At 58.9% G+C, this 25,349-nt stretch carries 27 protein-coding genes; 24 read left to right on the plus strand and 3 right to left on the minus strand.

Features of this window, described 5'->3' with window-relative positions; translation table 11 throughout:
• Positions 1-821: 821 nt before the first annotated feature.
• Together IR141_RS08615 and IR141_RS08620 are read right to left on the minus strand one after the other, a co-directional pair.
• A complete protein-coding gene (locus IR141_RS08615) occupies positions 822-2,051 on the minus strand; it encodes a PilT/PilU family type 4a pilus ATPase (RefSeq protein ID WP_135036003.1) in 1,230 nt (409 codons plus the stop codon).
• Positions 2,052-2,142: 91 nt separating this feature from the next.
• Positions 2,143-3,183: a type IV pilus twitching motility protein PilT gene (locus tag IR141_RS08620; RefSeq protein ID WP_135036006.1), complete on the minus strand. Its 1,041-nt coding sequence runs from the start codon at positions 3,181-3,183 to the stop codon at positions 2,143-2,145.
• A gap of 156 nt (positions 3,184-3,339) precedes the next feature.
• Here IR141_RS08620 and IR141_RS08625 point away from each other — a divergent pair, with 156 nt between their 5' ends.
• From IR141_RS08625 to IR141_RS08705, 18 genes are all read left to right on the plus strand, one after another.
• A complete protein-coding gene (locus IR141_RS08625) occupies positions 3,340-4,026 on the plus strand; it encodes a YggS family pyridoxal phosphate-dependent enzyme (protein ID WP_135036009.1) in 687 nt (228 codons plus the stop codon).
• Between the two features lies 1 nt (position 4,027).
• On the plus strand, positions 4,028-4,411 hold the full coding sequence (locus IR141_RS08630; protein WP_135036012.1) for an RNA-binding protein: 384 nt from the start codon (positions 4,028-4,030) through the stop codon (positions 4,409-4,411).
• Between the two features lie 99 nt (positions 4,412-4,510).
• Positions 4,511-5,308: a pyrroline-5-carboxylate reductase gene (proC, locus tag IR141_RS08635; RefSeq protein WP_135036015.1), complete on the plus strand. Its 798-nt coding sequence runs from the start codon at positions 4,511-4,513 to the stop codon at positions 5,306-5,308.
• Positions 5,309-5,310: 2 nt separating this feature from the next.
• Positions 5,311-5,868 (plus strand): YggT family protein, encoded by a 558-nt coding sequence (locus tag IR141_RS08640; RefSeq protein ID WP_135036018.1) that lies wholly within the window; start codon positions 5,311-5,313, stop codon positions 5,866-5,868.
• A 206-nt stretch (positions 5,869-6,074) separates the two neighbouring features.
• The gene (gene dksA, locus IR141_RS08645; RefSeq protein ID WP_135036021.1) at positions 6,075-6,491 is read left to right on the plus strand and encodes an RNA polymerase-binding protein DksA; all 417 of its coding nucleotides are present in this window, start codon (positions 6,075-6,077) and stop codon (positions 6,489-6,491) included.
• A 427-nt stretch (positions 6,492-6,918) separates the two neighbouring features.
• Complete coding sequence (locus IR141_RS08650) at positions 6,919-7,656, plus strand: beta-ketoacyl synthase chain length factor (RefSeq protein WP_135036024.1); 738 nt, start codon at positions 6,919-6,921, stop codon at positions 7,654-7,656.
• Positions 7,646-8,395, plus strand: a complete 750-nt coding sequence (locus IR141_RS08655) for a 1-acyl-sn-glycerol-3-phosphate acyltransferase (protein ID WP_135036027.1) — start codon at positions 7,646-7,648, stop codon at positions 8,393-8,395. Before IR141_RS08650 ends, IR141_RS08655 begins: the two co-directional genes overlap by 11 nt.
• Positions 8,392-8,649: a phosphopantetheine-binding protein gene (locus IR141_RS08660; protein WP_135036030.1), complete on the plus strand. Its 258-nt coding sequence runs from the start codon at positions 8,392-8,394 to the stop codon at positions 8,647-8,649. The genes IR141_RS08655 and IR141_RS08660 overlap by 4 nt, the downstream gene beginning before the upstream one ends.
• A gap of 11 nt (positions 8,650-8,660) precedes the next feature.
• Positions 8,661-8,924 (plus strand): acyl carrier protein, encoded by a 264-nt coding sequence (locus tag IR141_RS08665; RefSeq protein ID WP_135036033.1) that lies wholly within the window; start codon positions 8,661-8,663, stop codon positions 8,922-8,924.
• Between the two features lie 384 nt (positions 8,925-9,308).
• Positions 9,309-9,848, plus strand: coding sequence for a hypothetical protein (locus tag IR141_RS08670; RefSeq protein ID WP_135036071.1), 540 nt, complete (start codon positions 9,309-9,311; stop codon positions 9,846-9,848).
• Positions 9,849-10,095: 247 nt separating this feature from the next.
• On the plus strand, positions 10,096-11,811 hold the full coding sequence (locus tag IR141_RS08675; RefSeq protein ID WP_135036036.1) for an AMP-binding protein: 1,716 nt from the start codon (positions 10,096-10,098) through the stop codon (positions 11,809-11,811).
• Positions 11,812-12,129: 318 nt separating this feature from the next.
• Complete coding sequence (locus IR141_RS08680; protein WP_135036039.1) at positions 12,130-12,843, plus strand: glycosyltransferase family 2 protein; 714 nt, start codon at positions 12,130-12,132, stop codon at positions 12,841-12,843.
• A 589-nt stretch (positions 12,844-13,432) separates the two neighbouring features.
• Positions 13,433-14,377, plus strand: a complete 945-nt coding sequence (locus tag IR141_RS08685; protein ID WP_135036042.1) for a glycosyl transferase family 2 — start codon at positions 13,433-13,435, stop codon at positions 14,375-14,377.
• Entirely contained in the window at positions 14,370-14,807 is a 438-nt protein-coding gene (locus IR141_RS08690) for a thioesterase family protein (protein ID WP_135036045.1), read from the plus strand. The genes IR141_RS08685 and IR141_RS08690 overlap by 8 nt, the downstream gene beginning before the upstream one ends.
• A gap of 73 nt (positions 14,808-14,880) precedes the next feature.
• The gene (locus IR141_RS08695; RefSeq protein ID WP_228068205.1) at positions 14,881-15,435 is read left to right on the plus strand and encodes a hypothetical protein; all 555 of its coding nucleotides are present in this window, start codon (positions 14,881-14,883) and stop codon (positions 15,433-15,435) included.
• A complete protein-coding gene (locus tag IR141_RS13460; protein WP_245231735.1) occupies positions 15,423-15,581 on the plus strand; it encodes a hypothetical protein in 159 nt (52 codons plus the stop codon). The genes IR141_RS08695 and IR141_RS13460 overlap by 13 nt, the downstream gene beginning before the upstream one ends.
• 31 nt (positions 15,582-15,612) lie before the next feature.
• Positions 15,613-16,203 (plus strand): outer membrane lipoprotein carrier protein LolA, encoded by a 591-nt coding sequence (locus tag IR141_RS08700; protein ID WP_135036047.1) that lies wholly within the window; start codon positions 15,613-15,615, stop codon positions 16,201-16,203.
• Positions 16,204-16,535: 332 nt separating this feature from the next.
• Positions 16,536-18,812, plus strand: a complete 2,277-nt coding sequence (locus IR141_RS08705; RefSeq protein ID WP_228068208.1) for an MMPL family transporter — start codon at positions 16,536-16,538, stop codon at positions 18,810-18,812.
• Positions 18,813-18,955: 143 nt separating this feature from the next.
• Here the strand turns inward: IR141_RS08705 and IR141_RS08710 are convergent, their stop codons facing one another.
• Positions 18,956-19,138, minus strand: a complete 183-nt coding sequence (locus tag IR141_RS08710) for a hypothetical protein (protein ID WP_187000391.1) — start codon at positions 19,136-19,138, stop codon at positions 18,956-18,958.
• Between the two features lie 39 nt (positions 19,139-19,177).
• Between IR141_RS08710 and IR141_RS08715 the strand changes: the two genes are divergently transcribed.
• The 6 genes from IR141_RS08715 to IR141_RS08740 all read left to right on the plus strand — a co-directional run bounded on the left by IR141_RS08715 (position 19,178) and on the right by IR141_RS08740 (position 24,662).
• Positions 19,178-19,663 (plus strand): hypothetical protein, encoded by a 486-nt coding sequence (locus IR141_RS08715; RefSeq protein ID WP_135036053.1) that lies wholly within the window; start codon positions 19,178-19,180, stop codon positions 19,661-19,663.
• Positions 19,664-19,817: 154 nt separating this feature from the next.
• The gene (locus IR141_RS08720) at positions 19,818-21,053 is read left to right on the plus strand and encodes a beta-ketoacyl-ACP synthase (protein ID WP_135036056.1); all 1,236 of its coding nucleotides are present in this window, start codon (positions 19,818-19,820) and stop codon (positions 21,051-21,053) included.
• A gap of 9 nt (positions 21,054-21,062) precedes the next feature.
• Positions 21,063-21,590, plus strand: a complete 528-nt coding sequence (locus tag IR141_RS08725; RefSeq protein WP_135036059.1) for a thioester dehydrase — start codon at positions 21,063-21,065, stop codon at positions 21,588-21,590.
• Positions 21,591-21,917: 327 nt separating this feature from the next.
• Positions 21,918-22,646 (plus strand): 3-oxoacyl-ACP reductase FabG, encoded by a 729-nt coding sequence (gene fabG, locus IR141_RS08730; protein ID WP_135036062.1) that lies wholly within the window; start codon positions 21,918-21,920, stop codon positions 22,644-22,646.
• Positions 22,640-23,872: a beta-ketoacyl-ACP synthase gene (locus IR141_RS08735; RefSeq protein ID WP_135036065.1), complete on the plus strand. Its 1,233-nt coding sequence runs from the start codon at positions 22,640-22,642 to the stop codon at positions 23,870-23,872. Before fabG ends, IR141_RS08735 begins: the two co-directional genes overlap by 7 nt.
• A gap of 160 nt (positions 23,873-24,032) precedes the next feature.
• Positions 24,033-24,662 carry a 4'-phosphopantetheinyl transferase superfamily protein gene (locus IR141_RS08740; RefSeq protein WP_135036068.1) on the plus strand — a complete coding sequence of 210 codons (630 nt, stop codon included), beginning with the start codon at positions 24,033-24,035 and terminating at the stop codon, positions 24,660-24,662.
• Positions 24,663-25,349: the final 687 nt, after the last annotated feature.

Consider the following 25,349-nt stretch of genomic DNA (forward strand, 5'->3'; position numbering starts at 1 on the left):
CCTGTCGGCAAAGTGGTTTTGAGGCTTCTATACCGACACAAAAATGCTTGATAATTTTTTGAGCTGATGGTCACTTAACTTGGTGTTATATTTCATTTTTCCAGGCTGACAGAGCTATTCTGCCAGTTTAGAGCCTCTGCTTTAACAAATAACGGCGGCATCGGTTTGCCCGGCTGTGCGGCCGGTATGGTTTGCAGCGTGCCGTTTTGCGTTGGTTTTCATGGGCGGCGGTGCCCGCGCCAGACCCGGTTTGGAGGGGAATCAAGGCAATAGGCGGGATTCGTGCCGGCATGGCTTGAGGCCGTCTGAAATGTTTACGGGGTGGTTGAATGGCAGATACGGCAAAACACTGTGGCGCGGAATAAGGCGGCGCAGCCGGGAACGGTAGGATGTGGTATGGGCGGTTCTGCGGCTTAACCGGCATATCAAAAACGCTCTTTTGGAGCCGGCGCACCGGCGTTGCATTATGTTGTGGCAGCTGATACTTTTTTAAAACAGTTATTTAAAATAAAACGGTTACGGCATTGGTTTATCTGGCTGTACGGTTGGTATTGTCTGCGGATTGCCTTGTATTTTAAATCGGGTTGGCTATGCTGTATTTTCAGACGGCTCGGCGGGGATAGGGCGCTTCCTTTATTTCCGTTGTTACGCTTTGCTGCCGTAGTCTCAAAAATGAAGGGGGTTCACTATAGCACCCCCGGGGTTTGCTCAAACCCATACCGGGATTTAAAAAATCCGCGCCATATCCGGATTGGGGCGGGTATGGCGCAAGGGAAACAGAAGCTCTAGCACTCCGGATGCGGCAAGGGTGCCGGCCTGTGTTACATCAGATTTAAATCGCTGATGCGGTCGTAGAGGCGTTCGGGGTCGTTGCCTTCTTCGTGCAGTTGGATGCGCAGGCGCAGGTCGTTGGCAGAGTCGGCCTGGCGCAGGGCTTCGCTGTATTCGATTTGGCCTGTGGTGTAGAGTTCGAACAGGTGTTGGTCGAAAGTCTGCATGCCTTCTCCGAGCGAGCGCGTCATCAAATCTTTGATGCCCATTAATTCTCCTTTGAAAATCAAATCCTGCATGGCGGGGTTGTTGAGCAGCAGGTCGATAACGGCGGTGCGCAGGCCGCGGCCTTTTTTAATCACCAAACGCTGGCCGATGATGGCGGTGAGGTTCAGTGCCAAATCCATCAACACTTGCGGTTGGCGTTCTTCGGGGTAGAAGTTGATGATGCGCTCGATGGCTTGTGCGGCATTGTTGGCGTGCAGGGTAAACACACACAGGTGGCCGGTTTGGGCAAGCTGCAGGGCGTATTCCATGCTGGCTTCGCTGCGCACTTCGCCGATACAGATTACATCGGGCGCCTGGCGCATGGCACTCTGCACGGCCAGCTTCCAATCGGACGTATCGATGCCGACTTCGCGTTGGGTGATGATGCAGCGGCGTGGTTGGTAGAGATATTCAATGGGGTCTTCGATAGTGATGATGTGGCCGGGCACTTTTTGGTTGCGGTGATCAATCATGGCGGCCATTGAGGTGGATTTGCCAGAGCCGGTGGGGCCGGCAAGAATCAGCAGGCCGCGCGCAGTGAGGGCAAGCTCTTTGAGTTTCGGCGGCAGCGAGAGCTCGTCTATGCTGGGAATGTGCGGGTTGATGCGGCGCAGCACCATGCCGGGGCGGCCCTGCTCGTGATAGGCATTGACGCGGTAGCGGGTGTTGCTGCGCGACTGCACCGAATAGTTTAATTCCAGATCGCGGTTGAAGGCTTCGAGCTGCTCATCGTTCATGGTCGATTGGGTGATGGCGGCCGTATCCGAGCCGGTGAGCGCCTTGTGCGGCATCGGTGTGAGTGTGCCGTTTACTTTCATCGAAGGCGGAAAGCCCGCGCTGATAAAAATATCGGATGCGCCGCGCTGTTCAGCTTCAGAACACATACGCTCGAGCAGGGGGTGCAGCCGGGTGCCGATTTCGGCGGGTGTGGGGATATGGGGCGGTTGGTTTTTCTGTGAATAAGCCTGCACCATTTCGGAAAGCAGGTTGTGCAGTTGGTTGGATTCGCTCATGGTGTTTTCTCTGAGATTTTTCGGTATCGGTTGTTTCAGACGGCCTGATGGCCGTGTGGGGGATTCGGCCGTCTGAAAAGAATCAAATCAATCAAACAATCAGATCGGCACTTTGCGCCTTGCTGCGCGCCACTTCGGGGCTGATAACGCCCTGGCGCACGAGGTTTTGCAGGGCTTGGTCGAGCGTTTGCATACCGTGCGCCTGGCCGGTTTGCAGCGCCGAGTTGATTTGGGCGATTTTGTTTTCGCGGATCAGGTTGCGCACGGCGGCGGTCGACACCAGAATTTCATGCGCCGCCACGCGGCCGTTGCCGTCCCGGGTTTTCAGCAGCGTTTGCGAAATCACCGCGCGCAACGATTCCGACAGCATCGAGCGCACCATTTCTTTTTCGCCGGCGGGGAACACATCGACAATACGGTCCACCGTTTTGGCCGCTCCGGTGGTGTGCAGGGTGCCGAACACCAGGTGGCCGGTTTCGGCGGCGGTGAGTGCCAGGCCGATGGTTTCCGGGTCGCGCATCTCGCCCACCAGAATCACATCGGGGTCTTCGCGCAGTGCCGAGCGCAGCGCATTGGCAAAGCTGTGGGTGTGCTGGTGCAGCTCGCGCTGGTTGATGAGCGCCTTTTTGCTTTGGTGCACAAACTCGATCGGGTCTTCGATGGTGAGGATGTGGGCGGGCTGGGTGTCGTTGATGTAATTGATCATGGCCGCCAGCGTGGTGGATTTGCCCGAGCCGGTGGGGCCGGTAACCAGCACCAGGCCGCGCGGGTTGTCGGAAATTTTTTGAAAGATGCGCGGGGCTTTGAGGTCTTCGAGCGTAAGCACATGGCTGGGAATGGTGCGGAACACCGCCGCAGGGCCGCGGTTGGTCATGAATGCGTTGACACGGAAGCGCGCCACATTGGGCAGCTCAAACGAAAAATCCACCTCAAGGTTTTGCTGGTACACTTTGCGCTGGTAGTCGTTCATCACCGAAGTAACCATATTGCCCACTTCTTCGCTGCCCATTTCGGGCAGGTTGATGCGGCGCACATCGCCGTGCACGCGTATCATCGGCGGCAGCTCGGAGCTTAAGTGGAGGTCGGACGCTTTGTTTTTCACGCCGAAAGCGAGTAGGTCGGTAATCTGCATAATGTGTAGCCTTGCGTTTTCAGTTAAAATTTTTCAGACGGCCGCTGCCAGTTTCGGCGGCGGGTTGTTTCGGTGCATTATTTTAAATAGATAACTCATGTTAAACCAAGTAAAATTTTAATTATTTTTGCTAACGTGCCAAAAACGGAAAGAATCATGACAAGCCTGCAACAAAATTACCGCAACGTGCTGGCCCGAATCGGCCGCGCCGAAGCCGCCGCACACCGCCCTGCGGGCAGCGTGCAGCTGATTGCAGTGGGCAAAACCTTTCCCGCCGGCGATATTCGCGAAGTGTATGCCGCCGGCTGCCGCGATTTCGGTGAAAACTATATTCAGGAATGGTATGAAAAAACCGGGCAATTGGCCGATTTGCCCGGCATCGTGTGGCACATCATCGGCGATGTGCAGTCGAACAAAACCAAATATGTGGCCGAGCGCGCCCATTGGGTGCACACCATAAGCCGTCTGAAAACCGCGCAGCGGCTCAGCGCGCAAAGGCCGTCTGAAATGCCGCCTTTGCAGGTGTGCATCGAAGTGAACATTGCCGCCGGACCGACCAAACACGGCGTGGCGCCCGAAGAAGCCGTGGCGTTGGCCTGCGAAACGGCGAAGCTGCCGAATTTAACTGTGCGCGGCTTGATGTGTGTGGCCGGCGAGGGCGGCAGCGAAGCGGCATTGCGGCAGCAGTTCGGCAAAATGCAGCAACTGCTGGCCGGTTTGAATGCAGCGGGCGTTCGCGCCGATGTGTTGTCGATGGGCATGTCGGCCGATATGGATATTGCCGTGGCGTGCGGCGCCACCCATGTGCGCGTGGGCAGCGCGGTTTTCGGAAGCAGGGGTTGAAATGAAACGCGGTGTGATGGTGTTGCTGTGTCTGGCGGCAGGAGGCTGCAAGCTGATGGGGTGGTATGGGTGTGATTCTCTGTCCGGCTGGTGCCGGCCTCAAAAACCGGCCGCCATCGATTTTTGGAAGATTAAGGGTGAACCATATCCCTCTATCGATGACTATGCCACCCCGCTTGAAAACGGGAGCCGGGCCATTGATGCCAATGCTTACGATGCCGCCCGCAATGCCTATTTTTATAAAAAGATTGATAAATTTGAAGCCTGCGGGCTGGACTGGCGCACCCGCAAGCCCCTGTTGGAAACATTTGGGCAGGAAGGTTTTGACTGTTTGGAAAAACAAGGGTTATACCGGACATCGCTCTCTGAAGACACCTGGTGGTAACCGGCCGTCTGAAAGCCTTTTTAACATTTGGCAGCGGCGGTTTTCAGACGGCCTCAAACCCGCGCAAAACCATTTGATAAAGTGAAAGAACCTTATTGTATGGATATTTATTTTCTCGGCGGCGGCAATATGGCCGAAGCCATTGCGGGCGGTTTGGTGAAGCAGGACGGCTATCGCGTCTGCATCGCCGACCGCAGTATTGAAAAACGCGAACGTTTGGCGCGTGAATTGGGCGTGCGGGTGTCGGAAAAACTGCCGGCCCTCAATGCAGAAGACGTGTTGGTGCTGGCGGTCAAACCGCAGGATATGCAGGCTGCCTGCGCAGATGTGCAAACCAACGGCGCGCTGGTGTTGTCGGTGGCCGCCGGTTTGGGCATCAATACCTTAAGCCGCTGTCTGGGCGGCACCCGCCGCATTGTGCGGGTGATGCCCAACACGCCGGCCGGGGTCGGTTTGGGCGTTTCGGGTATGTTTGCCGGCGAAGGTGCCGGCGAAGCCGACAAACGCCTTGCCCAAAACGTGATGGCGGCAGTGGGCGAAACGGTGTGGCTGCCAAGCGAAGCGCAGATGCATGCCATCACTGCCGTCAGCGGCAGCGGCCCGGCTTATGTGTTCTACCTGATGAACGCTCTGCAAACAGCCGCCGTGCAGCAGGGCTTTGACGAAGCAACCGCCCGCCGCCTCAGCCTGGCCACCTTCAAAGGCGCAGCGGCACTTGCCGAATTAAGCGGAGAAGATTTCAGTATCTTGCAGCAAAACGTTACCTCGAAAGGCGGCACCACCGCTGCCGCCATCGAAGCCTTCAACGCGCACCGGCTCCCCGAAGCCGTTGCCGCCGGCGTTGAAGCCTGCGCGGCGCGTTCCCGGGAAATCGCACAACAATTCAAGGCCGTCTGAACATGATTGCGCAAATATTGATTTTATCGGCAGACGGCCTGGCGATAGTATGTTTGGCGCGCGGTCTACTGCAATGGGCAAGGCTCGACTACAGCCACCCGCTGGCGCAATTCTGCACGCAAACCACCGATTGGCTGGTGAAGCCGCTGCGCAAAGCCGCCCCGCCGCTGGGGCGGTGGGACAGCGCCTGCCTGCTGGCCGCCGTGCTGCTTTATTATGCAGCCTACACCCTGGCCGCCCTGATTGTGCTGCCGGGCGGCTTCAGCACCAAAATCATCGCCGCCAACCTGTTTTTCGCCGTATTGGGCATTCTGAAAGCCGCCGCTTATGTGCTGCTGCTGGGGCTGGTGCTCAGAATGGTATTGAGCTTTAAAAACCCATACGCTTCTTTACAGGCATCTTTGCACCGGATTTTTGAACCATTGGCGCGGCCGTTTGTCTTTTTAAGATTCAGGCACTACGATTTTTCGGGCAGCATATTGGCGCTGATGCTGTGGTTTTGGCTCAGTGCAATCCTGCCACAGCTGACGGCCAAGCTGAATTTGTGGTTGTTGAACTGATTTATCAAAAAGTTAGCTGCAGAAACAGGCCGTCTGAAAACCAAGCAGCCGTACGGCGGCGGGCGAAAGCGCGGCATAACCGCAAAACCGTGTTATGATGCGCGCCTAATCTGGGCAGGCCTATTTTCCGAAAAACCAATAATAAGCCGCAACGGACGGCTTTAACCGCCGAAGCCATTCAAACAACCGGGAAAGAAAGAACCATCATGACCAAACTAACCGAACAAGATATCCTCAACTGGAACGGCCCCGAAGAAGATTACATGAATGCCGGCCAATTGGCATTTTTCCGCGAATTGCTGGTGAAACTGCAAGACGAGCTTATCGAAAATGCCAACACCACCACCGGCCATCTGCAAGAGCACGAATCTGCTCCCGACCCCGCCGACCGCGCCACGCAGGAAGAAGAATACGCGCTCGAATTGCGCACCCGCGACCGCGAGCGCAAACTGCTGGGCAAAATCCAGGCCTCCATCCGCAGCATCGATGAAGGCGACTACGGATTCTGCCAAGACACCGGCGAACCCATCGGCCTCAAACGGCTGCTGGCCCGCCCCACCGCCACCCTGTCGGTAGAAGCGCAGGAGCGGCGCGAGCAGATGAAAAAACAGTTTGCCGACTGACCCGCCCCGCCCGAGGTTTGAGGCCGTCTGAAAGCAACACCTTGCAGCAATACCGGCTGCAAGGTGTTTTTCCATATCTGCCGCTGCCGGCAGGCGCACGGCGTGGGCTTTGCAAAACCCCTTCAGGCCGTCTGAAAAACGGAACACCGCCATTCTCCGCCGGCGGGCATCCGGGCTGGAAATATTGAAATGCCGCTGAAACAAATATTCGGGCGGCAACGCCGGGATACCGAACGCGATGTTTCCCGTCTGCGCGGGCTGGCGGAGCCGGTAACGGCAAATAAACTTTTTGTGACGCTTTGAATGTTGCAAAGGTGCCGGCAGGCCGCTTCGGCGGCTATATTTCAGACGGCCTGATATTTTGCAGAATTGACGGCCCGTTGTCGGTTAGAATATGCATTGTTATTGTGCAAAACGATGTTTCAATATGGCCGGTTATGTTCATTTTTCTTTCAATATCGCTGCCTGGCGGGCATTGAGCAGCAAAATGGCGCAAGAAGCGCAATGGCGGCAGTGGGCGCATTGCCCGCAGATTGCGGCCGATCTGCCGGATTACCGCCCCGGCACCGCCTTTCTGCCTGCCGCCGGCCGCCGCCGTTTGAATTTCCCGGCCAGGCTGATGTGCGAGGCGGGCTGGGATTTGGCGGAGCGTTTTCCCGATGCACCGTTGGTTTATGCCTCCCACGACGGCGAAATCAACCGCAGCTTTGAACTATGGTTGCAGCTGTGGCGCGATAAAACCGTGTCGCCGACTTCATTCGGATTATCGGTTCACAACGCGCTGCCCGGCCTATGGTCGGTGTTGCGCTCAGATATGCGCGAGCATACCGCGCTGGCTTTGGGCAGCGGCGGCTTTGAAAACGCCCTGGCCGAGTGTTGCGCGCTGCTGGCAGAAGGTGTGCCGTCCGTTTTGCTGATTGCGGCAGATGACCCGCTGTCGGCCGGTTACCCTGTGGCCGCCGAGCGTGCGCCGTTTCCCTATGCGCTGGCCATGGTGCTGGCCCCGGGCGGGGATTACCGGCTGGTCTGCCAAGATGCGGCCGATGCCCCGCAAGACCCTTATTGGGGCGCGCTCGACTGGATACGCTTTATGCTTTCGGGTACGGCAAGGCAGCAGCGCAATTATCCCCGGCAAAGCTGGTTGTGGTGCAGAAATGGCGGATAAATGTTTGAGGTTTTCGGCCACCCTGGCCGGTTTTATACTCTTCGGCCTGTTCGGCCTGATGTTTCAGGCCGTGCTGCTGCCCTACACCCGTAAAAGCCGCCGCAGCCCAAAGCAGCAAAAGCAGGCACGGCGGATAATCAGCAGGGTATGGAGATGGTTTGCGGGTTATTTGGAATGCTCGCGGGTGCTGCGCATCCAGTTCAACGACGCAGAAAAGCTCGGCAGGCCGGGGCAGTTGATATTGGCCAACCACCCGTCGCTGCTCGATGTGGTGATATTGGTGGGGCGCGTGCCCGAAACCAACTGCATCGTGAAAAAAGATTTAATCGACCACCCTTTGATGAGAAACCAGATTATTGCATCGGGCTACATACCCAACGATGAATCGCTGGAAATGATGGAAGAAGCAGATGCTGTGTTGAAAAGCGGCCAAAGCCTGCTGGTTTTCCCGGAAGGCACGCGCACCGGCTGGGACGGGAAAATCAAACTGCACCGCGGAGCCGTGTCGATAGGGTTGCGCAGCGCCCGGGTGATCACCCCGGTGTGCATCAAAATGAACCCGCCCAATTTTAAAAAGGGTCAGCCGTGGTATAAAATTCCACCGCATACTGTCCATTACGACATCACTGTAGGCGATGATATCGACCCGCAGGTATGGCTGGCCGAAAAGCCGCTGCCGATTGCCGCGCGGCGGTTGAACGCTTATTTGCAGGACTATTTCACACGGGAAACAACATGAACCTCGAAACCCAAATCAAACAAATGATTATCGAAAGCCTCGGTTTGGAAGACATCACCGCGGCAGAAATCGAAACCGATGCGCCGCTGTTTGGCGATGACGGCCTCGGGCTGGATTCGGTAGACGCGTTGGAGCTCGGCCTGGCGGTGCAGAAAACCTTCGGCCTGCAGCTTGATGCCGAAAGAGACAACCTGCGCGAACATTTTGCCAGCGTTCAAACCCTGGCCGGTTTTATCCGCAGCCGCCGGGCATAAAGGAGCCGACCATGACTGAGCAGGAAATCCGCACCATTCTCACCAACGCCCTTGTGCATTTGTTTGAAATCGAGCCCGAGCGCATCAAACCCGACACCAATCTTTATGAAGACTTGGAAATCGACAGCATTGATGCCATTGATTTAATCGACCACATCAAGCGCGAAACCGGCCGCAAGCTGAAAGCCGAAGATTTCCGCAGCGTGCGCACAGTAGAAGACGTGGTGCAGGCCGTGCTCCGCACCGATGCCGCCGCAGAGGCAGAGCAGCCTTAAACCGCAGCCCGTCCGCCTGCGTTCAGACGGCCAAGCTGCCGGACAACGGCTTGCGGAGCACGCGTGCTGTTTCAATGCGCCGGCTTGGCGCACCGCAACGCCCGTATCTGAAAGGCAAACCCGCTCCGTTTCAGGTTCAGGCCGTCTGAAAGCAGGCAGTATCGTGCCGCGCTCGGGCACATATTGGGGTCCCGTGGCGAACCCTTTCCCCTTCCCGGCACAAGGTCGGCAGTGCAGACAGTGCGGAAGCGGCTCCGTTGCCGCAGAGGGTCGGTCAAACCCGTTTTCTTTACACCCGGGTGCAGCAACGCCGCAACAGCAAGAAAGCAGATTCACTATGCAATGGATTGCGCACGGCAAAGCCCGGCAGAGAGGCCGTCTGAAATGAACAAACTGAGCCGGATTGCCCCCGCAGCCGTTGGTGCGGTTTACCCGCTTTTGTGGTATTTCGGCCACGGGCGCGGTATGTTTTTCTGGCTGGCTGGCGGCATGTGCGGCTTGTGGCTGATGCGCGCCGCCGTGAGCAAAGGCGGCACCGGCCGCGCGGTATCGCTGCTGGCGGCGGCATTTTTCGCCGCTGTGATGCTGCTGCGGCAGCCCGGTTGGATGTATTGGTATCCCGTTGCCGTTTCGCTGCTGATGCTCGGCCTGTTCGGCGCCAGCCTGTTTGCGCGGCAAACGCTGGTTGAGTGCCTAGCCCGCCTGCAACACCCAAACCTGCCGCCCGAAGGGGTGCGCCATACCCGCCGCGTAACGCAAATCTGGTGCGGTTTTTTTGTGTTTAACGCCGCCGCCGCCGCCCTGCTGGCACTCTCAGGCCGACACGGCTGGTGGGCGCTATACACCGGCGCGGTTTCCTATATTCTGATGGGCGCACTGTTTGCCGGGGAATGGCTGTACCGCAAAACCGTGTTGAAAATCTAGCGGTGTAAAAAATCCCGATTGTTTACACTTCTTATTTTTGCCCGACAACCCCTGCGGGGATAAAGAGTGCCGAAAATGCCGGAGGGCACGGCCGAGCCCTATGGTTTTTGAGCATACCCAAAACCGCAAAACCATTGTTTCCGGCAGAAAATAAAAGCTGCTTGCCGGAAAAGCGCAAATACAACCCGATTTTTCCCAACACTGCAGGCCGTCTGAAACACCGCTGCCGCCAACGGAAACCCCGACCATGATTTACCCGCTCACCGAAATTCTCAATCCCGCGCTGCCGCCGGCCGATCTGGTTGCAGACAACCCCGCATGGAGCCGTGCCGATTTTAATTGCACCGTGTTCCGGCTCTCAGGCCGTCTGAAAGCGCAGCGCGTGCAAACCGCTGCATTGTGGTTTGAAGATGCCGCCTGGTTTGCCTGCGCCGTGCTGGCGGCATGGCACGCGGGGGCGCGGGTGCTGCTGCCGCCGAACCTGGCGCGCGAAAATGCGGCCTGGGGCGGCACGGCGGATATCTGGCTGACCGATGCGCCGCACGAAAAAGCGTTTTCAGACGGCCTGGAAACCCAAGTTTGCGACATCCGCGCTTTAGCGCAAGCGGTGCCGTCTGAAGCCGAAATGCCCGCCCGTTGGCAGATTTCCGCGCAGGCGCAAGCCTGCCTGAAAACTTCCGGATCGGGCGGAGAGGCGCAGATAGTGGTAAAAACCGCCGCGCAAATGGAAGCCGAAGCGGCGGCTGTGGCAGAAGCCTTGCCGCTTGCGCACGCAAACCCCACCGTTATCGGCAGCGTCAGCCCGCAGCATATGTATGGCTTCACATTCCGTTTCGCACTGCCGCTCACGATGGGCTTAACGCTCGACCGCCCGCAAAATGTGTATCCCGAAACCCTGCTGGCCGCTGCTGCCGCTTATGAAAAAACGCTGTGGATTACCAGCCCCGCCGTTTTGAGCCGCTTGAACGGCGCACACGGCATCGGGGCGTTGCGCACAAAGGCGGCCGGCATTGTGTCGGCAGGCAGCGAGCTGCCCGAAGCGGCGGCGGCGTTGCTGGAGCAGTATGCCGTGCGCCCGTTTGAAATCTACGGCAGCACCGAAACCGGCGTGATTGCCTCGCGCCGCTTTAAGCGCGAATGGCAGCCGTTTGCCGCCGTTGCCGTTGGCGAAAACCATGAAGGCGCCTTGTGGGCAGAATCGCCGTGGACGGCCGGGCGTTTCCAAACCGCCGATTTAATCGAGCCGCAGGAAGCAGGGTTTGTGCTGCTGGGGCGCCGCGACCGCATCATCAAATTTGAAGACAAACGGGTGTCGCCCAACCAAATCGAACACGAATTGCTCGCCCACAAATGGGTTGCCGATGCTTTTTGCGCGCCGCACCCGCAACACCGGCGCGCGGCGGTGTGGGCAGCCTTGAGCGCGGCCGGTATCGAAGCGTTGCGCGGCAAGGGCAGGGCGCAGGTGGCCGCTGCGCTGAAAACCCATCTGGCCGCCACGCAGGATGCCGCCGTGCTGCCGCGCCATTGGCGTTTTGCCGCCGAATTGCCGCGCAATGCGCAGTCGAAAATCACCGCCGCCGATTTTCAGACGGCCTTCACGCAGCCGCAAACCGCGCCCAAATGGCGGCAGATGCCGTCTGAAAGCCCCGAAAAAGCATGTTTTGAAGGGCGTGTGCCGCTGGATTTGGTGTATTTCGGCGGCCACTTCGCTGGATTTCCGCTGGTGCCCGGCGTGGTCGAGCTGCAATGGGTGCGCGATTTGGCCGCGCGTTTCGATTGGGGGCGGCGCAGCATCGTGCGGGTGGAAAACCTGAAATACCGCCAGTTTGTGCGCCCCGGCGATGGGGTGCGGATCGGGCTGGCTTACGATGCCGTTAAAAACAGGCTCGAATTCAGGCTGGAAAACCCACAAGCCGTGTGTGCATCGGGGCGGCTGGTGTTTGGAACGTTTGAGGCCGTCTGAAAACGGATGGCGGAGTGATGCCTGCGGCCTGCCAAACGGTAACACGCCTTTTGCGGGAAGGATAAAACAGCCGCTGTTCTGATGTTTTCAATGGCCGTGCAAGCCCTTGCGGCTCTCAGGGGGAAAGCGGCAGCGGTAATTTATTGCAGGCAGTATCGGGCGTGTTTGAGGCCGTCTGAACAATATGATGCTCTACAAACCTTCCCGTCCCTTAAGGGGAAAAGGGCAAAGCGGTGCTGTTTCAGACGGCCGCAAAAGCCCGATCCTTATCTTATAATTTTATTTTCAGACAAGCGTTGCAAAACTAACCGATAAATTATGAAAACCCTGGCCATCATCCCCCACTATAACCACTCCGCCACAGTCGGCAGCGTGGCCGAAGCCGTGCGCGCTTTCGGGTTGGACGTGCTGGTGGTGGACGATGGCTCGGACGCGGCGTGCCGGCCGGTGTTGGCGCGGCTGGAGCGGCAGGGCGCGGCGGTGTTGTACCGCGCGGCCAACGGCGGCAAGGGGGCGGCGGTGAAAGACGGTTTTTTTTATGCAGAAAAACACGGCTACAGCCATGTTTTGCAGGTGGATGCAGACGGCCAGCATGATTTGGGCGACACCGCCAAACTGCTTGCCGCCGCCGCGCAAAATCCGCAAGCGGTGGTGTGCGGCCGGCCGCAATACGGCACCGATGCTCCCAAAGCGCGGCTCTACGGGCGGAAAATCACCGATTTCTGGAACAGAATCCACACCTGTTCCAGCGACATCAAAGACGGTATGTGCGGTTTCCGCATTTATCCGCTTGAGGCCGCGCTGGCGGTGGTGCGCGAAGAGCGCGTGGGCAACCGCATGGATTTCGACACTGAAATCTTAATCCGCCTTTATTGGCGCGGCGTGAAGCCGGTGTGGGTGGAAACGCCGGTGCGCTATGCCGAAGGCGGCGTGTCGCATTTTCGCGCGCTCGGCGATAATGTGTTAATCAGCAAAATGCACGCCCGCCTGTTTTGCGGCATGGTGCGGCGGCGTTTGCAGGGCAAACGGTGAGGCCGTCTGAAAATGATAAAAACCATGAGCAAACTGTTTTTCAAACGCGGGGTAATACGGCGCGACGCGGGCGCGTCAAGCGCTTGTTTGCGGGCACTGCCGCGCAGGCGGGGGGAGTGATGGTAGGGTGTGTGCCGAAAGCACGCACGCGTCAAGCGCGGGAATGACCGCGTGTGCAAGGGCAAACGGTGAGGCCGTCTGAAAACGATAAAAACCATGAGCAAACTGTTTTTCAAACGCGGGGTAATACGGCGCGACACGGGCGCGTCAAGTGCTTGTTTGCGGGCACTGCTGCGCAGGCGGGGGAGTGATGGTAGGGTGTGTGCCGAAAGCACGCACGCGTCAAGCGCGGGAATGACCGCGTGTGCAAGGGCAAACGGTGAGGCCGTCTGAAAATGATAAAGACCATGAGCAAACTGTTTTTCAAACGCGGGGTAATACGGTGCGACGCGGGCGCGTCAAGCGCTTGTTTGCGGGCACTGCCGCGCAGGCGGGGGAGTGATGGCAGGGTGTGTGCCGAAAGCACGCACGCGTCAAGCGCGGGAATGACCGCGTGTGCAAGGGTAAACGGTGAGGCCGTCTGAAAACCATGAATAAACCGATTTCCGATACGGAACACTGGGCGGCGCAAAACGAACGCGGCAACCGTTTGTTTTTGGGCATCACCACGCTGATGGTGCGCTGTCTGCCCGCGTGGCTGATGGCGCCGTGCATCGGGTTGGTGGTGCTGTATTTTTACGCCACATCACCCCGGCAGCGGCGCAATATCGCGCGTTATCAGGCCAGGCTTCAGACGGCCTTTCCCGATGCCGCCCTGCCGAAGTGTTGGCCCGTGTTCAAACAGTTTGCGGCGTTCGGGCAGGCGGTGTGCGACCGCTTCGCCGTGTGGCAGCGCAAAATCCGCTACGAAGATTTGGTGGTGGACGACCCGGACAACCTATATGCGCAGGTGAAGGGGCGCAGCCTGCGCGGGCAGATTTTCGTCTGCTCGCATTTGGGCAATGCGGAAGTGTGCCGCGCGCTGGTTTCGCACCATCAGGGCTTCAAGCTCAACGTGTTGGCGCACAGCCGCCATGCCGAAGCCTTTAACGCAGCGTTGCAAAAAGCCGGTGCCGACCGTATTCAGATAATACAGGTAACCGATTTGGACGCGGCGCTGATGATGGAGCTGCACCGCCGCATCGATGCGGGCGAATGGCTGGCCGTTGCCGCCGACCGCGTGCCGGTGCGCAGCAGAAAAACTGTGCCGGTGTCGTTTCTGGGGCACCGCGCCGATATGCCGCAGGGCGCATGGCTGTTGGCCGGCCTGTTGAAAACCCGCGTCAACACGCTGTTCTGCATCAGGCAAAACGGACGCTATCATTTGAAACTGCGCCGTTTTTTGGATGCAGCCGATTGGAAGCGCGGCGGGCGCCATGCCGCCGTGGCCGCTGCCGCCCAGCGTTTTGCCGATGTTTTGGCGCAGGAATGCGCGCAAAATCCGCTGCAATGGTTTAACTTTTACGATTTTTGGAACGATGCCGACAATGGCTAAACATATTTATTGCCGACACCATATAGAATTGGAAGTGCCGTTTTTCGATGTGGACGCGATGCATATCGTGTGGCACGGCCATTATGTGAAATACCTCGAAGTGGCGCGCTGCGCCCTCTTGGGTGCCATCGGTTACGACTATGGCGAAATGGGACGGCAGGGCTACAGCTGGCCGGTGGTGCAGTTGAACCTGAAATACGTGAAACCTGCCCGCTTCGGCCAGCGTATCCGTGTGGAAGCGGCGGTGGTGGAAATCGAAAGCTGCCTGCGCATCGACTACACCATTTCCGACATTGAAAGCGGCGCGAAGCTCACCAAAGCCTCCACTACCCAAGTGGCGGTGTCGCTCGAAAACGGCGAAATGCAGTTTCAAACGCCGCCAAGCTGGCTCTCCGCCGTGCAGCGCCACCCTTCTTTTCAGGCCGTCTGAAACAGCATTCGGGCAGCGGCATGATTTGAAGAATGTTTCTGCCCAAACCGGAAAACAGACAGAAAGGATAACCATGACGCTCGCCGAAATGCTCCGCCACCGCCGCTCCGTGCAGCATGATGATGCGCAAAAGCCGCTAGACAGTGATAAAGTGCGCGAATGCCTGAAGCTGGCGCAGTCTGCGCCCGGCAGCCCGAATATGCAGCTTTACGGGTTTTACCGTATCACCGGCCGCATCCGTGCCGGACAGGCTTGCCGAAGCCACCGCGCAGCAGATGGTGGTGTTCGTTACCCGTCAGGATTAATACCGTGCCAGGGCGCAGGCGGCGCCCGGGTTCGAGCGGGGCAATATCGGCCGCAACAGCCCGCCCGAAAAAACGGCAGGCCGTCTGAAAAAATCGGCGGCTTACTACGGCAAACCGATGCCGTTTGTTTACACATGCTGTTTCGGCCTGATGGGTATGTTGCGCAAACTGATTGCCGGCACGGCCTGTTCCGTCCGATTACCCGCAACGTGCCCGAAAACGATATGCGCATCGTGGTACATAAAAGCTGCGCCCGGCTGCGCAAACCTTTATGCCGGCAACAGCCGGGCAGGGTTACGGCACCTGCCCGATGGAAGGCTTGAATGGGCGTATGGCCAAACGCATCCTCAAACTGCCGCACGGTGCCGAAATCAATATGATCGCCGCCTGCGGCATACGCAAACCCGGCAGGGGCATTTGGGGCGAACGCTTCCGCCTGCCGTTTGAAGAGATTTACCGCGAAATCTAACGTTTCATATCGCTTAATATAAAGGCAACCGATGAAAAAACTGCTGTTTACCGCCGCGCTAACCCTGGCCAGCCCGCTGTTGTGGGCGTTTACCGCCGCCGACTTGGCGCAGATGCTGCAAAAGCCAGCCAATGTGCAGGGGGCGTTTGTGCAGGAACGCCGTCTGAAATCGCTGTCTAAGCCGATGATTGCCGAAGGCAGGTTTGTGCTGGTGCCGCAAAAAGGGCTGCTGTGGCATATGCAAAAGCCGTTTGACAACCGCTTGCGCATACGTGCAGACGGCATCATGCAGTGGAATGGCCGCAACTGGGCAGCCGATGGGGGAAAAATGAGCGGCCGCAGCCGCCAAACCGGCCTGCTGCTCGATTTGCTCGGCGGCAATATACAGGGGCTGGAGCAGCATTTTGAACTGAAGTTAAACGGCACGCCGCAAAAGTGGACGCTGCGTCTCACCCCGAAAACCGTGCTGATGAAGCAGATTTTCAACCATATCGACATCAGCGGCGGCAGCGTGGTGCAGCGGGTAGAGTTGCACGAAAAACAGGGTGATGTGATGGTGATGCGGTTCGAGCGGGTGCAGGCCGGTCGGGATTTGGATGAATTTGCCCGGCAGGCGTTGTAAAAACAAACCCGCCCAAGCCGTCTTCAAAGTGAATCCGCTTTATTTTTTCCGACTGCCCGCAGGCGGTATAGACGCTGCAGAACGGCTCTGCTGCCGCTTCGGGCGGCCGGTAACGTTATCTTGGCGCCACGGCGCAGCAACGCCGCAACGGAAACGCAACGGATTCGCTATCGTGAAACAAAACCATCAAGTGAACAATATAGAACGGGGCTGGGCGGAGTAAAAATATCGTTTTATTTTGTTTGCGGTAACAAGGTCTGCATAAAATGCTTTCAACACTGCGCTATGGCTACGCCGCTTTCATTCTGCTGCTGATACCGGTGCTGGCCGGCATGCTGGCAGCGGGCGGCCGTCTGCAAACGGATTTGACGGCACTGCTGCCGCACGCGCAGCAGCCCGATGCGCTGTTACGGGCGGCGGATAAGGCCGTGCAGGCGCAGGCCGACACAAGGGTTGTGCTGCTCGCGGGCAGCAGCGATGCCGAAAAAGCCTTTCAGACGGCCGCCGAAATTGCCGGGCAGTGGCGCAGCAGCGGCGTGTTTGCCGCCGTAGAGAGCCATATCGAACCCGATTTGGCAGCATTGCGCGCCGATATGCAGCGTTTGGGCGCGGCAGCGTTACCCCGGCCGCAACGCCGGCTGTTGTTTGAAGAACCACAACGTTATTTCCAAGAGCGTGCCGAATCCCTGCTCAACCCGTTTGCCGCACCCACACTGCTGCCGCCGGAGCAGGATTGGCTCGGCTTCAGCCGCTTTGCGCAGGAGCAGGCGCAAACGCAGAGCCGCCTGCAGTGGCACAGCGGCAACGGCATGCTGTTTACCGAAGAGGGCGGCAAAACCTGGGTGTGGTTGAGCGGCAGGCTGCCCGAGGGGAACACGGCCGGCAGTGCAGGCCTGCTGGCGCTGATGCAGCAAAGCCGCCGCACGGCAGAGGCCGCAGGGGTGGAAACCTTGAGCACCGGCGGGGCGTTGTTTGCGGCAGCAGCAAAAGAAGCGGCAGAGCGCGAGAGCCGGCTGATGGGCAGCGCAGGCCTGCTGCTCACGTTCGGGCTGCTGTTGCGGGTGTTCCGCACGGCCAGGGTGTTTTGGCTGCTGCTGCCGCTGGCTGCGGGGCTGGCGGCGGGGCTGGCTGCGGTTTTGGCAGTGTTTGGCGAAATACACATGCTCACCATTGTGGTGGGCACGAGCTTGGTGGGCGTGTTGGTAGATTTTCCGCTGCACTGGCTGGCGGGCTCAGTGTTTGGCGCGGCGGGGCGCAGCGGTTTTTCAGACGGCCGGGTCTGGCAGGCGCATCCCGCCATGCGCCGCGTGCTGCCTGCTTTCACGGTGAGCCTGCTGATTACGGCGGCAGGCTATGCGCTGCTGTGGTTTACGCCTTTGCCGGTGCTGCGGCAGACGGCAGTGTTTTCGGGCTTTGCGCTGCTGGGCGCATTTGCCGCCACTGTGTTGTGGCTGCCGCCGCTGTTTGCGCGCTACCGCCCCCGCAGTGTGCCGTTTGCAGGGCTGGTGGAGCAGGCGGGTGCCTATTCCCGGCGTATCGGCGGCCGTCTGAAACGGCGGGGCTGGCGGCTTGCAGGCGGCCTGCTGCTGGCGGCGGGGCTGTGGCGCAGCGATTGGCACGACGATATCCGCCAGTGGATAGACATTCCCCCCAAAATGCTGGCACAGGCGCAGCAGATAGGCCGGCTGGCAGGTGCAGACTTCAGCGGCAGTTATCTGGTGGCCGAAGCGGGCAGCGAAGATGGGCTGTTGCAGAAAAATGCCGAAATCCGCCGCGCCCTGCAACCGCTGCTGCGGCAGCAGAAAATTTCGGGCATTCAGTCGCTAGAGCAATGGCTGCCGCCGGCTGCCGAGCAGCAGAAGCTGAAAAACCGCCTGCGCGAGCTGGCCGAACTGCCCGACACTTGGCAGCCGCTGCAGGCCGCAGGCGTGCCGCGCCAAGCGGTGCGCCGGGCGTTAAACCAGGCTGCCGGTATGCCGGCGGCCACGCTTTCAGACGGCCTGAAGCCGGCCACCGCCGAAGCGGGGCGGCAGCTTTATTTGGGCGAAGCCGCGCCCGGCCGTTTTGCTTCGATTGTGCGGCTGCACGGTTTAAACGATGCGCAGGCCGTTCAGACGGCCCTGCAGGGGCTGGAAGGCGCGCATTGGGTGGACAGGCGCGGCAGCCTCAACAGGCTGTTTGCGCAAACCCGCAATCAGGCGCTGTGGCTGAAGCTGGCTTCCTACAGCCTGGCCGCGCTGCTGCTGTGGCGCATATTAGGCTTGAGGCGCGGCCTGAGGGTGTTGGCCGTGCCGCTGGCTTCCGCTGCCGCCACGGTGGCGGTGTTGGGCTGGCTGGGCGTTCCGGTGGGCTTGTTTGCCGTGTTCGGCCTGCTGCTGGTTTCGGCTGTCGGCACCGATTATGCCGTGTATGCGGCAGCGGCCGCACACAGCCCGCCTGCCCGCCTGGGCGGCCTGCTGCTGGCGGCACTCACCACGGGCATTTCGTTTACACTGCTCGGCATGAGCGGCACGCCCGCCGTGGCGGCTTTCGGCCTGACGGTGGCGGTGGGCACGGCCTTCAATCTGTGGCTGGCCGGGCGGTTGTCGGATTCGTCTGAAGTGATGTAGCCTCGTTTCAAAAGCATTGCAGCATCGGATGCCTGCATGGCTGGAGCCGCTTTATTTTCCGTTGCGTTTGCTGCGCTTGGCCCGGTGCCGGAAATGAAGCGGGTTTGCTGCTTGTGTTATCTGCGCTGCGGCCGCCTTGTGCTTCATGTGATGGTGAGCGGCGCCGTTTCCGTTGCAGCATGGCTGCCCTTGTCATACCATCTGCGTGTCTGCCGCCTGCCCGGTGCGGCAAATGTGCCAACCCGCTGTGGCGGGTCGGACGGCAGATTGGCATACCGCTGATACAGGGCGGCAGGCAGGATAAGCGGGAAAACACCGTTTTTCAATGAGGCGGCCTGCCGGGCCGTCTGAAACAAGGAGTGGAGATGGGCAGATATTGGATTGTGTTGGCAGCATCGGCTGCCGCTGCGTGCAGCAGCATTCCCCAACCCGGGCATATTCCTCAGCTTCTGGACGGGTGGTTTCACATCACGCAAAGCGGTGCCGGCGGGGCGGAACAGAGCAGCGTGCTGGCGGTGGAGCAGGGGGAGGGCGGTGTGCGGTTTGTGCAGACCAACCCTTTAGGAGTGCCGTTGGCCAGGCAGATTGTGAACGAGCGCCAAGGGTGGCGCAATGATGGTTTTGTGATGCCCAATGCCGCCTCCCGCCGCCTGTTTGCCGCGATGTTGCCCATGCTTGCCGAAGACGGCGGCGCAGCTGTTTACCCCGGCCTGCACCGCCGCAGCACTGCCGACGGCGTCTGCTTCAGCCGCAACCGCCGCATTTTGTGGTGTACGGTGCAAAGCGGCAGCGGCTGGTTGGTGAAGCTGCCCGGCCAAACGCAGTGGACAGTGGTGCCGCTGCGTTATTGATCCGCTGCGCGGCACCTGAATGCTGGCAGGCGGCAAGCCCTGCCGTTGCGGTATTGCCTGATGGTTTTCAAAAAGCTATATAATCCTACCTTTCAGTGTTGCCGCGCAGCAGTGCGCCGGCAGCCGGGCAGATTTCCAACTCCTTCCAACCGATATGGACACGCCTGTTTATCTTTCCCTGCCCGCCGTTACCAGCGTATTGGGCGACGGCTTGGCCGCGCATATCGATGCGCTGCTGGATGTTGATGCTGCGCCGCCGCTGGTGTTTTCCGAGAGCCCGCCCGGCGGCCGGCGTTACGCTTTCGGCGCGGTAACCCGGGCTTTGCGGGCGTTTCCCGCGCACCTGCCCGCGCCGCTTTGCAGCCGCAACAACCGGCTGCTTTGGCATGCGCTGCAGCAGATTGAGCCGCAGATAGCGGCCGTGAAGGCGCGTTTCGGCAAACACAGGGTGGCGGTGGTGATGGGCACTTCCACCACGGGCGGCGATGAAAACAAAGCAGTGTTCCGCCATGTGGCAGAGGGAGGCTCGTGGGCGGAGCAGCCGTTTGACTACGGCCGGCAGCTGATGGCTTCACCGGCAGAGTTTGTGGCAGAGGTTTATGATTTGTGCGGCCCCGCTTATGTGGTATCGACCGCCTGCACTTCGGGCGCACGCGCCTTAATCAGCGCGGCACGGCTGCTGCACGCGGGCTTTTGCGATGCAGTGGTGTGCGGCGGCGCAGACACTTTGTCGGCACTGACGGTTCACGGTTTTGCATCGTTGGAAGTGCTCTCGACAGGGGTTGCCCGTCCGTTTGCCCGTATGCGGGACGGCATCAATATCGGAGAGGCGGCCGCAGCATTTGTGATGACGCGCGAACTGCTGTTTTCAGACGGCCTGCCGCTGCTGGGCTGCGGCGCATCCGGCGATGCTTACCATATGTCGTCACCGCGCCCGGACGGTTTGGGTGCGGTTTTGGCTTTTCAGACGGCCTTAAGCCGTGCCGGCCTGAGTGCGGCCGATATCGGCTGGATTAATCTGCACGGCACCGGCACACAGCAAAACGATGCCATGGAAAGCGCGGCAGTGGCGGCGGTGTTCGGCAGCGGCACCCCCTGCACCTCCACCAAACCCTTTACCGGCCACACGCTGGCGGCGGCCGGCGCGCTGGAAGCGGCATTGCTTTGGGGGATGGTAAGCCGCTCCCTCAACGCTTCGGGCAGGCTGCCGCCGCAATGGCCGCAGGGAGAGGCAGACGAAGCCCTGCCGCCCATCGGCCTCACCGGACGCAACAGCCGCTGGCTGCAACACCGCCGCATCGGTGCCAGCGCCTCGTTTGCTTTCGGCGGCAGCAATGCCGTGCTGATTATCGGCGAGCCGGCAGAGGGCAGTGCCCCGAATCCGCTATAGAAAGTTTTCATGAACAGCAAACACCACAATCCGGATAGTGCCGGCTCCAATCTGCCGTTGGCCTGCCCGATTACCGATATTGCCCCGCTACTGCCGCACAGCGGCCGTATGGTGCTGCTCGAGTGCATCACCGATTACGGCCGCCACCATCTCACGGCCACCACCAGAGTGGGCGGCAACCATATTCTGCTGGCCGATAACCGCCTGCCCTGTGTTGCGGGCATGGAAATCATGGCGCAGGGCATAGGCGCGCTCATCGGCTGCCATGCCCGCAATTCGGGCAGGCCGGTGAAGATGGGCTTTCTGCTGGGCACGCGCAGGCTGCATCTGTTTGCCGACAGCATTCCCGTGGACACGCAGTTGCTGGTGAAGGTGCAGGAGTCGGTGGTGGATGCTTCGGGCTTCGGCGTGTTTGACTGCACGCTCCACTGGATCGATGCGCCGGAACATGAAAAACACACTTTGCCTGCCAACGGCCTGCTGGCGCAGGCCGCATTGAACGTGTACGGCCCCGATAAGGCTGAAGAGGCCGTCTGAAAACAAAGGCGGTCTGAAAGCAAAGGCGGTCTGAAAGCAAAGGCCGTCTGAAAGCAAAGGCCGTCTGAAAGCAAAGGCTGTCTGAAAGCAAAGGCTGTCTGAAAGCAAAGGCTGTCTGAAAGCAAAGGCCGTCTGAAAGCAAAGGCCGTCTGAAAGCAAAGGCCGTCTGAAAACAAAACAAAGAATGTAAAAATACGCCCCTTTTCTTGAGGGGTAATAAGGTCGTCTGAAATCTGCCCCAAAAGTCGGATATTTTTCCAACCCTGTTCAGACGGCCTCAGGCAAAGCTGCCGTTGAATAAGCCGCTGTTAAACGAAAGGAGTGCGTATGAACGAAACCGTTTTGATTACCGGCTCGAGCAGAGGTATCGGCAAGGCCGTGGCTTTGGGGCTGGCGGCAGACGGCTACCATATCGTAGTGCACTGCCGCAGCCGCCGCAGCGAAGCCGAAGCGGTGGCCGAAGCCGTGCGTGCAGCGGGCAGGCAGGCGCGGGTGCTTCAGTTTGACGTGGCCGAGCGGGCAGCCTGCCGGGAAATCCTGCTTGCCGACATGGAAGCGCACGGAGCCTATTACGGCGTGGTGCTCAATGCCGGCCTCACCCGCGACAACGCCTTCCCGGCCTTGGAAGACGATGATTGGGACACGGTGTTGCGCACCGGTTTGGACGGTTTTTATAATGTGCTGCACCCTGTGGTGATGCCGATGATACGCCGCCGCCGTCCGGGCAGGATTGTCTGCACGGCATCGGTGTCGGGCTTGATCGGCAACCGCGGGCAGGTGAACTACAGTGCCGCCAAAGCGGGCATTATCGGGGCGGCCAAAGCCCTGGCAGTGGAGCTGGCCAAGCGCAACATCACGGTAAACTGCGTGGCGCCCGGCCTGATCGACACCGAAATTGTCGGCAGCGGCGTGCCGGTGGAGGAAATTTTGAAAGCGGTTCCCGCCGCGCGCATGGGGTCGCCCGAAGAGGTGGCGCATGCAGTGCGGTTTCTGATGGATGAAAAAGCCGCCTATATCACCAGGCAGGTGATTGCGGTAAACGGAGGTTTGTGTTGAGGCGGGTTGTTGTAACGGGCGTTGGTGCCGTTACCGCTTTCGGGCGCGATTGGAAAAGCGTTCGGGCGGGTTTCGAGGCGGGACGCAATGCAGTGAAATATATGGATTGGGCAGAGCGTTTCCCCGAGCTGGAGGCGCGGCTGGGCGCGCCGGTGGAAGATTACCGCACGCCTGCACATTGGACACGCAAACAGTTGCGCAGTATGGGGCGGGGCTCGCGGATGGCGGTGGATGCCGCCGAGCAGGCATTGGCAGATGCAGGGCTTCTGGGAGATGAGGGTATTCAAAACGGCAGCATGGGCGTGGCCGCCGGCTCGTCAGTGGGCAGCACTCAAGATGTGGGGGTGATGGGCGATTTGCTGCTGCACGGCAATTCGCGCAACTTCAACGCCAACACCTATGTGCGCATGATGCCGCACACCATCGCTGCCAATATCGGCATCTTTTTCGGGCTGACCGGCCGCATTATTCCCACCTCCAGCGCCTGCTCTTCAGGCAGCCAGGGTATCGGCTATGCTTACGAAGCCATCAAATACGGCCTGATTGATATGATGCTGGGCGGCGGCAGCGAAGAGTTCTGCCCGTCCGAAGTGTATGTGTTTGATTCGCTCTATGCGGCCAGCCGCCGCAACGGCGAACCGGAGCTTACCCCGCGCCCCTACGACACGGCCAGAGACGGCCTGGTGATCGGAGAGGGTGCAGGTATATTGGTGTTGGAAGAACTACACCATGCCTTAAAACGCGGCGCCCGCATTTATGCAGAAATTGTCGGCTACGGCACCAACAGCGATGGTTCCCACATTACCCAGCCGCAGAAAGCCACCATGCAGCGCTGTATGGAGGCCGCCCTGAAAGATGCCGGCATTGCGCCGGAGCAGGTTGGCTATGTTAATGGCCACGGCACCGCCACAGAGAAAGGCGATGTTGCCGAAACCCAAGCAACAGCAGCCTTATTCGGCAGCGTGCCCATGAGTTCGCAGAAAAGCTATTTCGGCCACACCCTCGGCGCCTGCGGTGCGTTGGAATCATGGTTTTCCATCGAAATGATGAACAGCGGCTGGTTTGCCCCTACCATCAACCTCGACAATATCGACCCCTTGTGCGGCGGTGTGGACTATATCCGCGGCGAAGGGCGGGAAATCCGCACCGATTATGTGATAAACAATAATTTTGCTTTCGGCGGCATCAACACTTCACTGATTTTTAAAAAATGGAACAATTTTTAATCAGCGCGCAAAGTGTATCAAGCGCGCTGCTGCGGCTGTCTGAAAGCAGACGGCGCGCAAACAGTTATGGTGAATACGCTTTAAGTTTCATTCTTTAAGTTTCTTCAAGTTTCATAAAGGGCAGCAGGCAACACAGAATTTCAACCGTAGGGGCGTTTTAATGGGCAAAAACCGCAACACAAATACAGCATCGGGGCTGGTTTGCAGGATTGCCGCCGCCGACTGGGCGCAAAACTATCGGGAAGAGCAGCTTGACCCGGCCGATCTCGGCCGCCTGACCCGCAACCCCGCTTTAGCCCGGCGTTTGGACTGGCAGGTGAGTCGGGCGCTCAAACAAACCGCAAGCGGCTTTTGCCTGTCGTTATCCCACAGCAACGGCCATGCCGCCCTGCTCGCAGGCCATACTCAGGGCACATCGGCAGGTGTCGATATCGAATATCTCCGCCTGAGGGATTTCAACCGTTTGGCAAAATGGGTGTTCAGCCCGGAAGAATGCCTGTGGTGGCAGCAAAGCCCCGATCCGCAGATTGATTTTTATCGGTTGTGGACCATCAAAGAAGCCCTGCTCAAGGCCGGCCGTCTGAATTTTCCTGCCGACATGAAAAAAGTCGGCTTGGATTGCAGCCCGCAAAACCCCAAAAAAATCAGAACAGCGCAGCCCGGGCAAACTTGGTATGGACAAACCGTCAAAATAAACAACTGCATCGCCAGCTGTGTTTGGCAGCAGGAACCAACTTTGCACTGGCAGCCCTTGGGGCAATTGCAAACCTGTGAAATACAGATGATTTGAACAACACAGCTCCCATCCGAACAAGCCGTTTTCAGACGGCCGCATTTTTCAGACGGCCGTTTCCGCCCGGTCCATGCAGCCAATCCGCCGAAGGCAGGCAAGGCGGCGATTCTCAGATAGCGCAAGTGTTGCAAGGTGTACCAATGCGTTATGGCTTATCCAAGAGAGCCGAGGCTATATACCGGCTATAGAGCGAACTTGCTGCATTTCCGTTACGGCGGTGTTGCGGCTTAACTCAAAGAGAGCAATTTTGTAAGCCCCCAAGCGGCAGCGGAATCGGCTCCCTACTGCCATGCTGTTCACAGCCTGCTGCCCGGTGCCGGAAATAATAAAGCGGATTCACTATAGCGGTTTGGGTTTCTCAGGGCTCAGATTGTTAAACACCTGCATGACTGTTTTAGTATTGCGGCCGTCTGAAAAGCGGTTTTTTCTGCCTGCATGGTTTGAGCCGGCTGCGGGGTGGGGAGTATTTGGGTTTCAACAAAATTTCCATATAAAACATTTTGTTGTAATTTTGTTGTATTGATTTTTTGTATATTGTGTTGACGGTTGGAGTTGGAGTTGTGTATAGTTCGCTTTCTGCTCCGGTGTCGGAGCTGTTCTTTAACAACACAGATTACCGATAAGTGTGGGTGCCTTAGGCCCTGCACTGCGTAGAGACAGACAAGGAACAGACTTGTCGGTTTC

This window comes from Neisseria sp. 19428wB4_WF04, from assembly GCF_015235335.1.
GTDB classification, from domain to species: Bacteria; Pseudomonadota; Gammaproteobacteria; order Burkholderiales; family Neisseriaceae; genus Neisseria; species Neisseria musculi.

Excerpts from the sequence above, each read along its gene's own strand:
- IR141_RS08615 (WP_135036003.1), bottom strand. The coding sequence starts at position 2,051 with ATGAGCGAATCCAACCAACTGCACAACCTGCTTTCCGAAATGGTGCAG.
- IR141_RS08620 (WP_135036006.1), bottom strand. The coding sequence starts at position 3,183 with ATGCAGATTACCGACCTACTCGCTTTCGGCGTGAAAAACAAAGCGTCC.
- IR141_RS08625 (WP_135036009.1), top strand. The coding sequence starts at position 3,340 with ATGACAAGCCTGCAACAAAATTACCGCAACGTGCTGGCCCGAATCGGC.
- IR141_RS08630 (WP_135036012.1), top strand. The coding sequence starts at position 4,028 with ATGAAACGCGGTGTGATGGTGTTGCTGTGTCTGGCGGCAGGAGGCTGC.
- proC (WP_135036015.1), top strand. The coding sequence starts at position 4,511 with ATGGATATTTATTTTCTCGGCGGCGGCAATATGGCCGAAGCCATTGCG.
- IR141_RS08640 (WP_135036018.1), top strand. The coding sequence starts at position 5,311 with ATGATTGCGCAAATATTGATTTTATCGGCAGACGGCCTGGCGATAGTA.
- dksA (WP_135036021.1), top strand. The coding sequence starts at position 6,075 with ATGACCAAACTAACCGAACAAGATATCCTCAACTGGAACGGCCCCGAA.
- IR141_RS08650 (WP_135036024.1), top strand. The coding sequence starts at position 6,919 with ATGGCCGGTTATGTTCATTTTTCTTTCAATATCGCTGCCTGGCGGGCA.
- IR141_RS08655 (WP_135036027.1), top strand. The coding sequence starts at position 7,646 with ATGGCGGATAAATGTTTGAGGTTTTCGGCCACCCTGGCCGGTTTTATA.
- IR141_RS08660 (WP_135036030.1), top strand. The coding sequence starts at position 8,392 with ATGAACCTCGAAACCCAAATCAAACAAATGATTATCGAAAGCCTCGGT.
- IR141_RS08665 (WP_135036033.1), top strand. The coding sequence starts at position 8,661 with ATGACTGAGCAGGAAATCCGCACCATTCTCACCAACGCCCTTGTGCAT.
- IR141_RS08670 (WP_135036071.1), top strand. The coding sequence starts at position 9,309 with ATGAACAAACTGAGCCGGATTGCCCCCGCAGCCGTTGGTGCGGTTTAC.
- IR141_RS08675 (WP_135036036.1), top strand. The coding sequence starts at position 10,096 with ATGATTTACCCGCTCACCGAAATTCTCAATCCCGCGCTGCCGCCGGCC.
- IR141_RS08680 (WP_135036039.1), top strand. The coding sequence starts at position 12,130 with ATGAAAACCCTGGCCATCATCCCCCACTATAACCACTCCGCCACAGTC.
- IR141_RS08685 (WP_135036042.1), top strand. The coding sequence starts at position 13,433 with ATGAATAAACCGATTTCCGATACGGAACACTGGGCGGCGCAAAACGAA.
- IR141_RS08690 (WP_135036045.1), top strand. The coding sequence starts at position 14,370 with ATGGCTAAACATATTTATTGCCGACACCATATAGAATTGGAAGTGCCG.
- IR141_RS08695 (WP_228068205.1), top strand. The coding sequence starts at position 14,881 with ATGACGCTCGCCGAAATGCTCCGCCACCGCCGCTCCGTGCAGCATGAT.
- IR141_RS13460 (WP_245231735.1), top strand. The coding sequence starts at position 15,423 with ATGGAAGGCTTGAATGGGCGTATGGCCAAACGCATCCTCAAACTGCCG.
- IR141_RS08700 (WP_135036047.1), top strand. The coding sequence starts at position 15,613 with ATGAAAAAACTGCTGTTTACCGCCGCGCTAACCCTGGCCAGCCCGCTG.
- IR141_RS08705 (WP_228068208.1), top strand. The coding sequence starts at position 16,536 with ATGCTGGCAGCGGGCGGCCGTCTGCAAACGGATTTGACGGCACTGCTG.
- IR141_RS08715 (WP_135036053.1), top strand. The coding sequence starts at position 19,178 with ATGGGCAGATATTGGATTGTGTTGGCAGCATCGGCTGCCGCTGCGTGC.
- IR141_RS08720 (WP_135036056.1), top strand. The coding sequence starts at position 19,818 with ATGGACACGCCTGTTTATCTTTCCCTGCCCGCCGTTACCAGCGTATTG.
- IR141_RS08725 (WP_135036059.1), top strand. The coding sequence starts at position 21,063 with ATGAACAGCAAACACCACAATCCGGATAGTGCCGGCTCCAATCTGCCG.
- fabG (WP_135036062.1), top strand. The coding sequence starts at position 21,918 with ATGAACGAAACCGTTTTGATTACCGGCTCGAGCAGAGGTATCGGCAAG.
- IR141_RS08740 (WP_135036068.1), top strand. The coding sequence starts at position 24,033 with ATGGGCAAAAACCGCAACACAAATACAGCATCGGGGCTGGTTTGCAGG.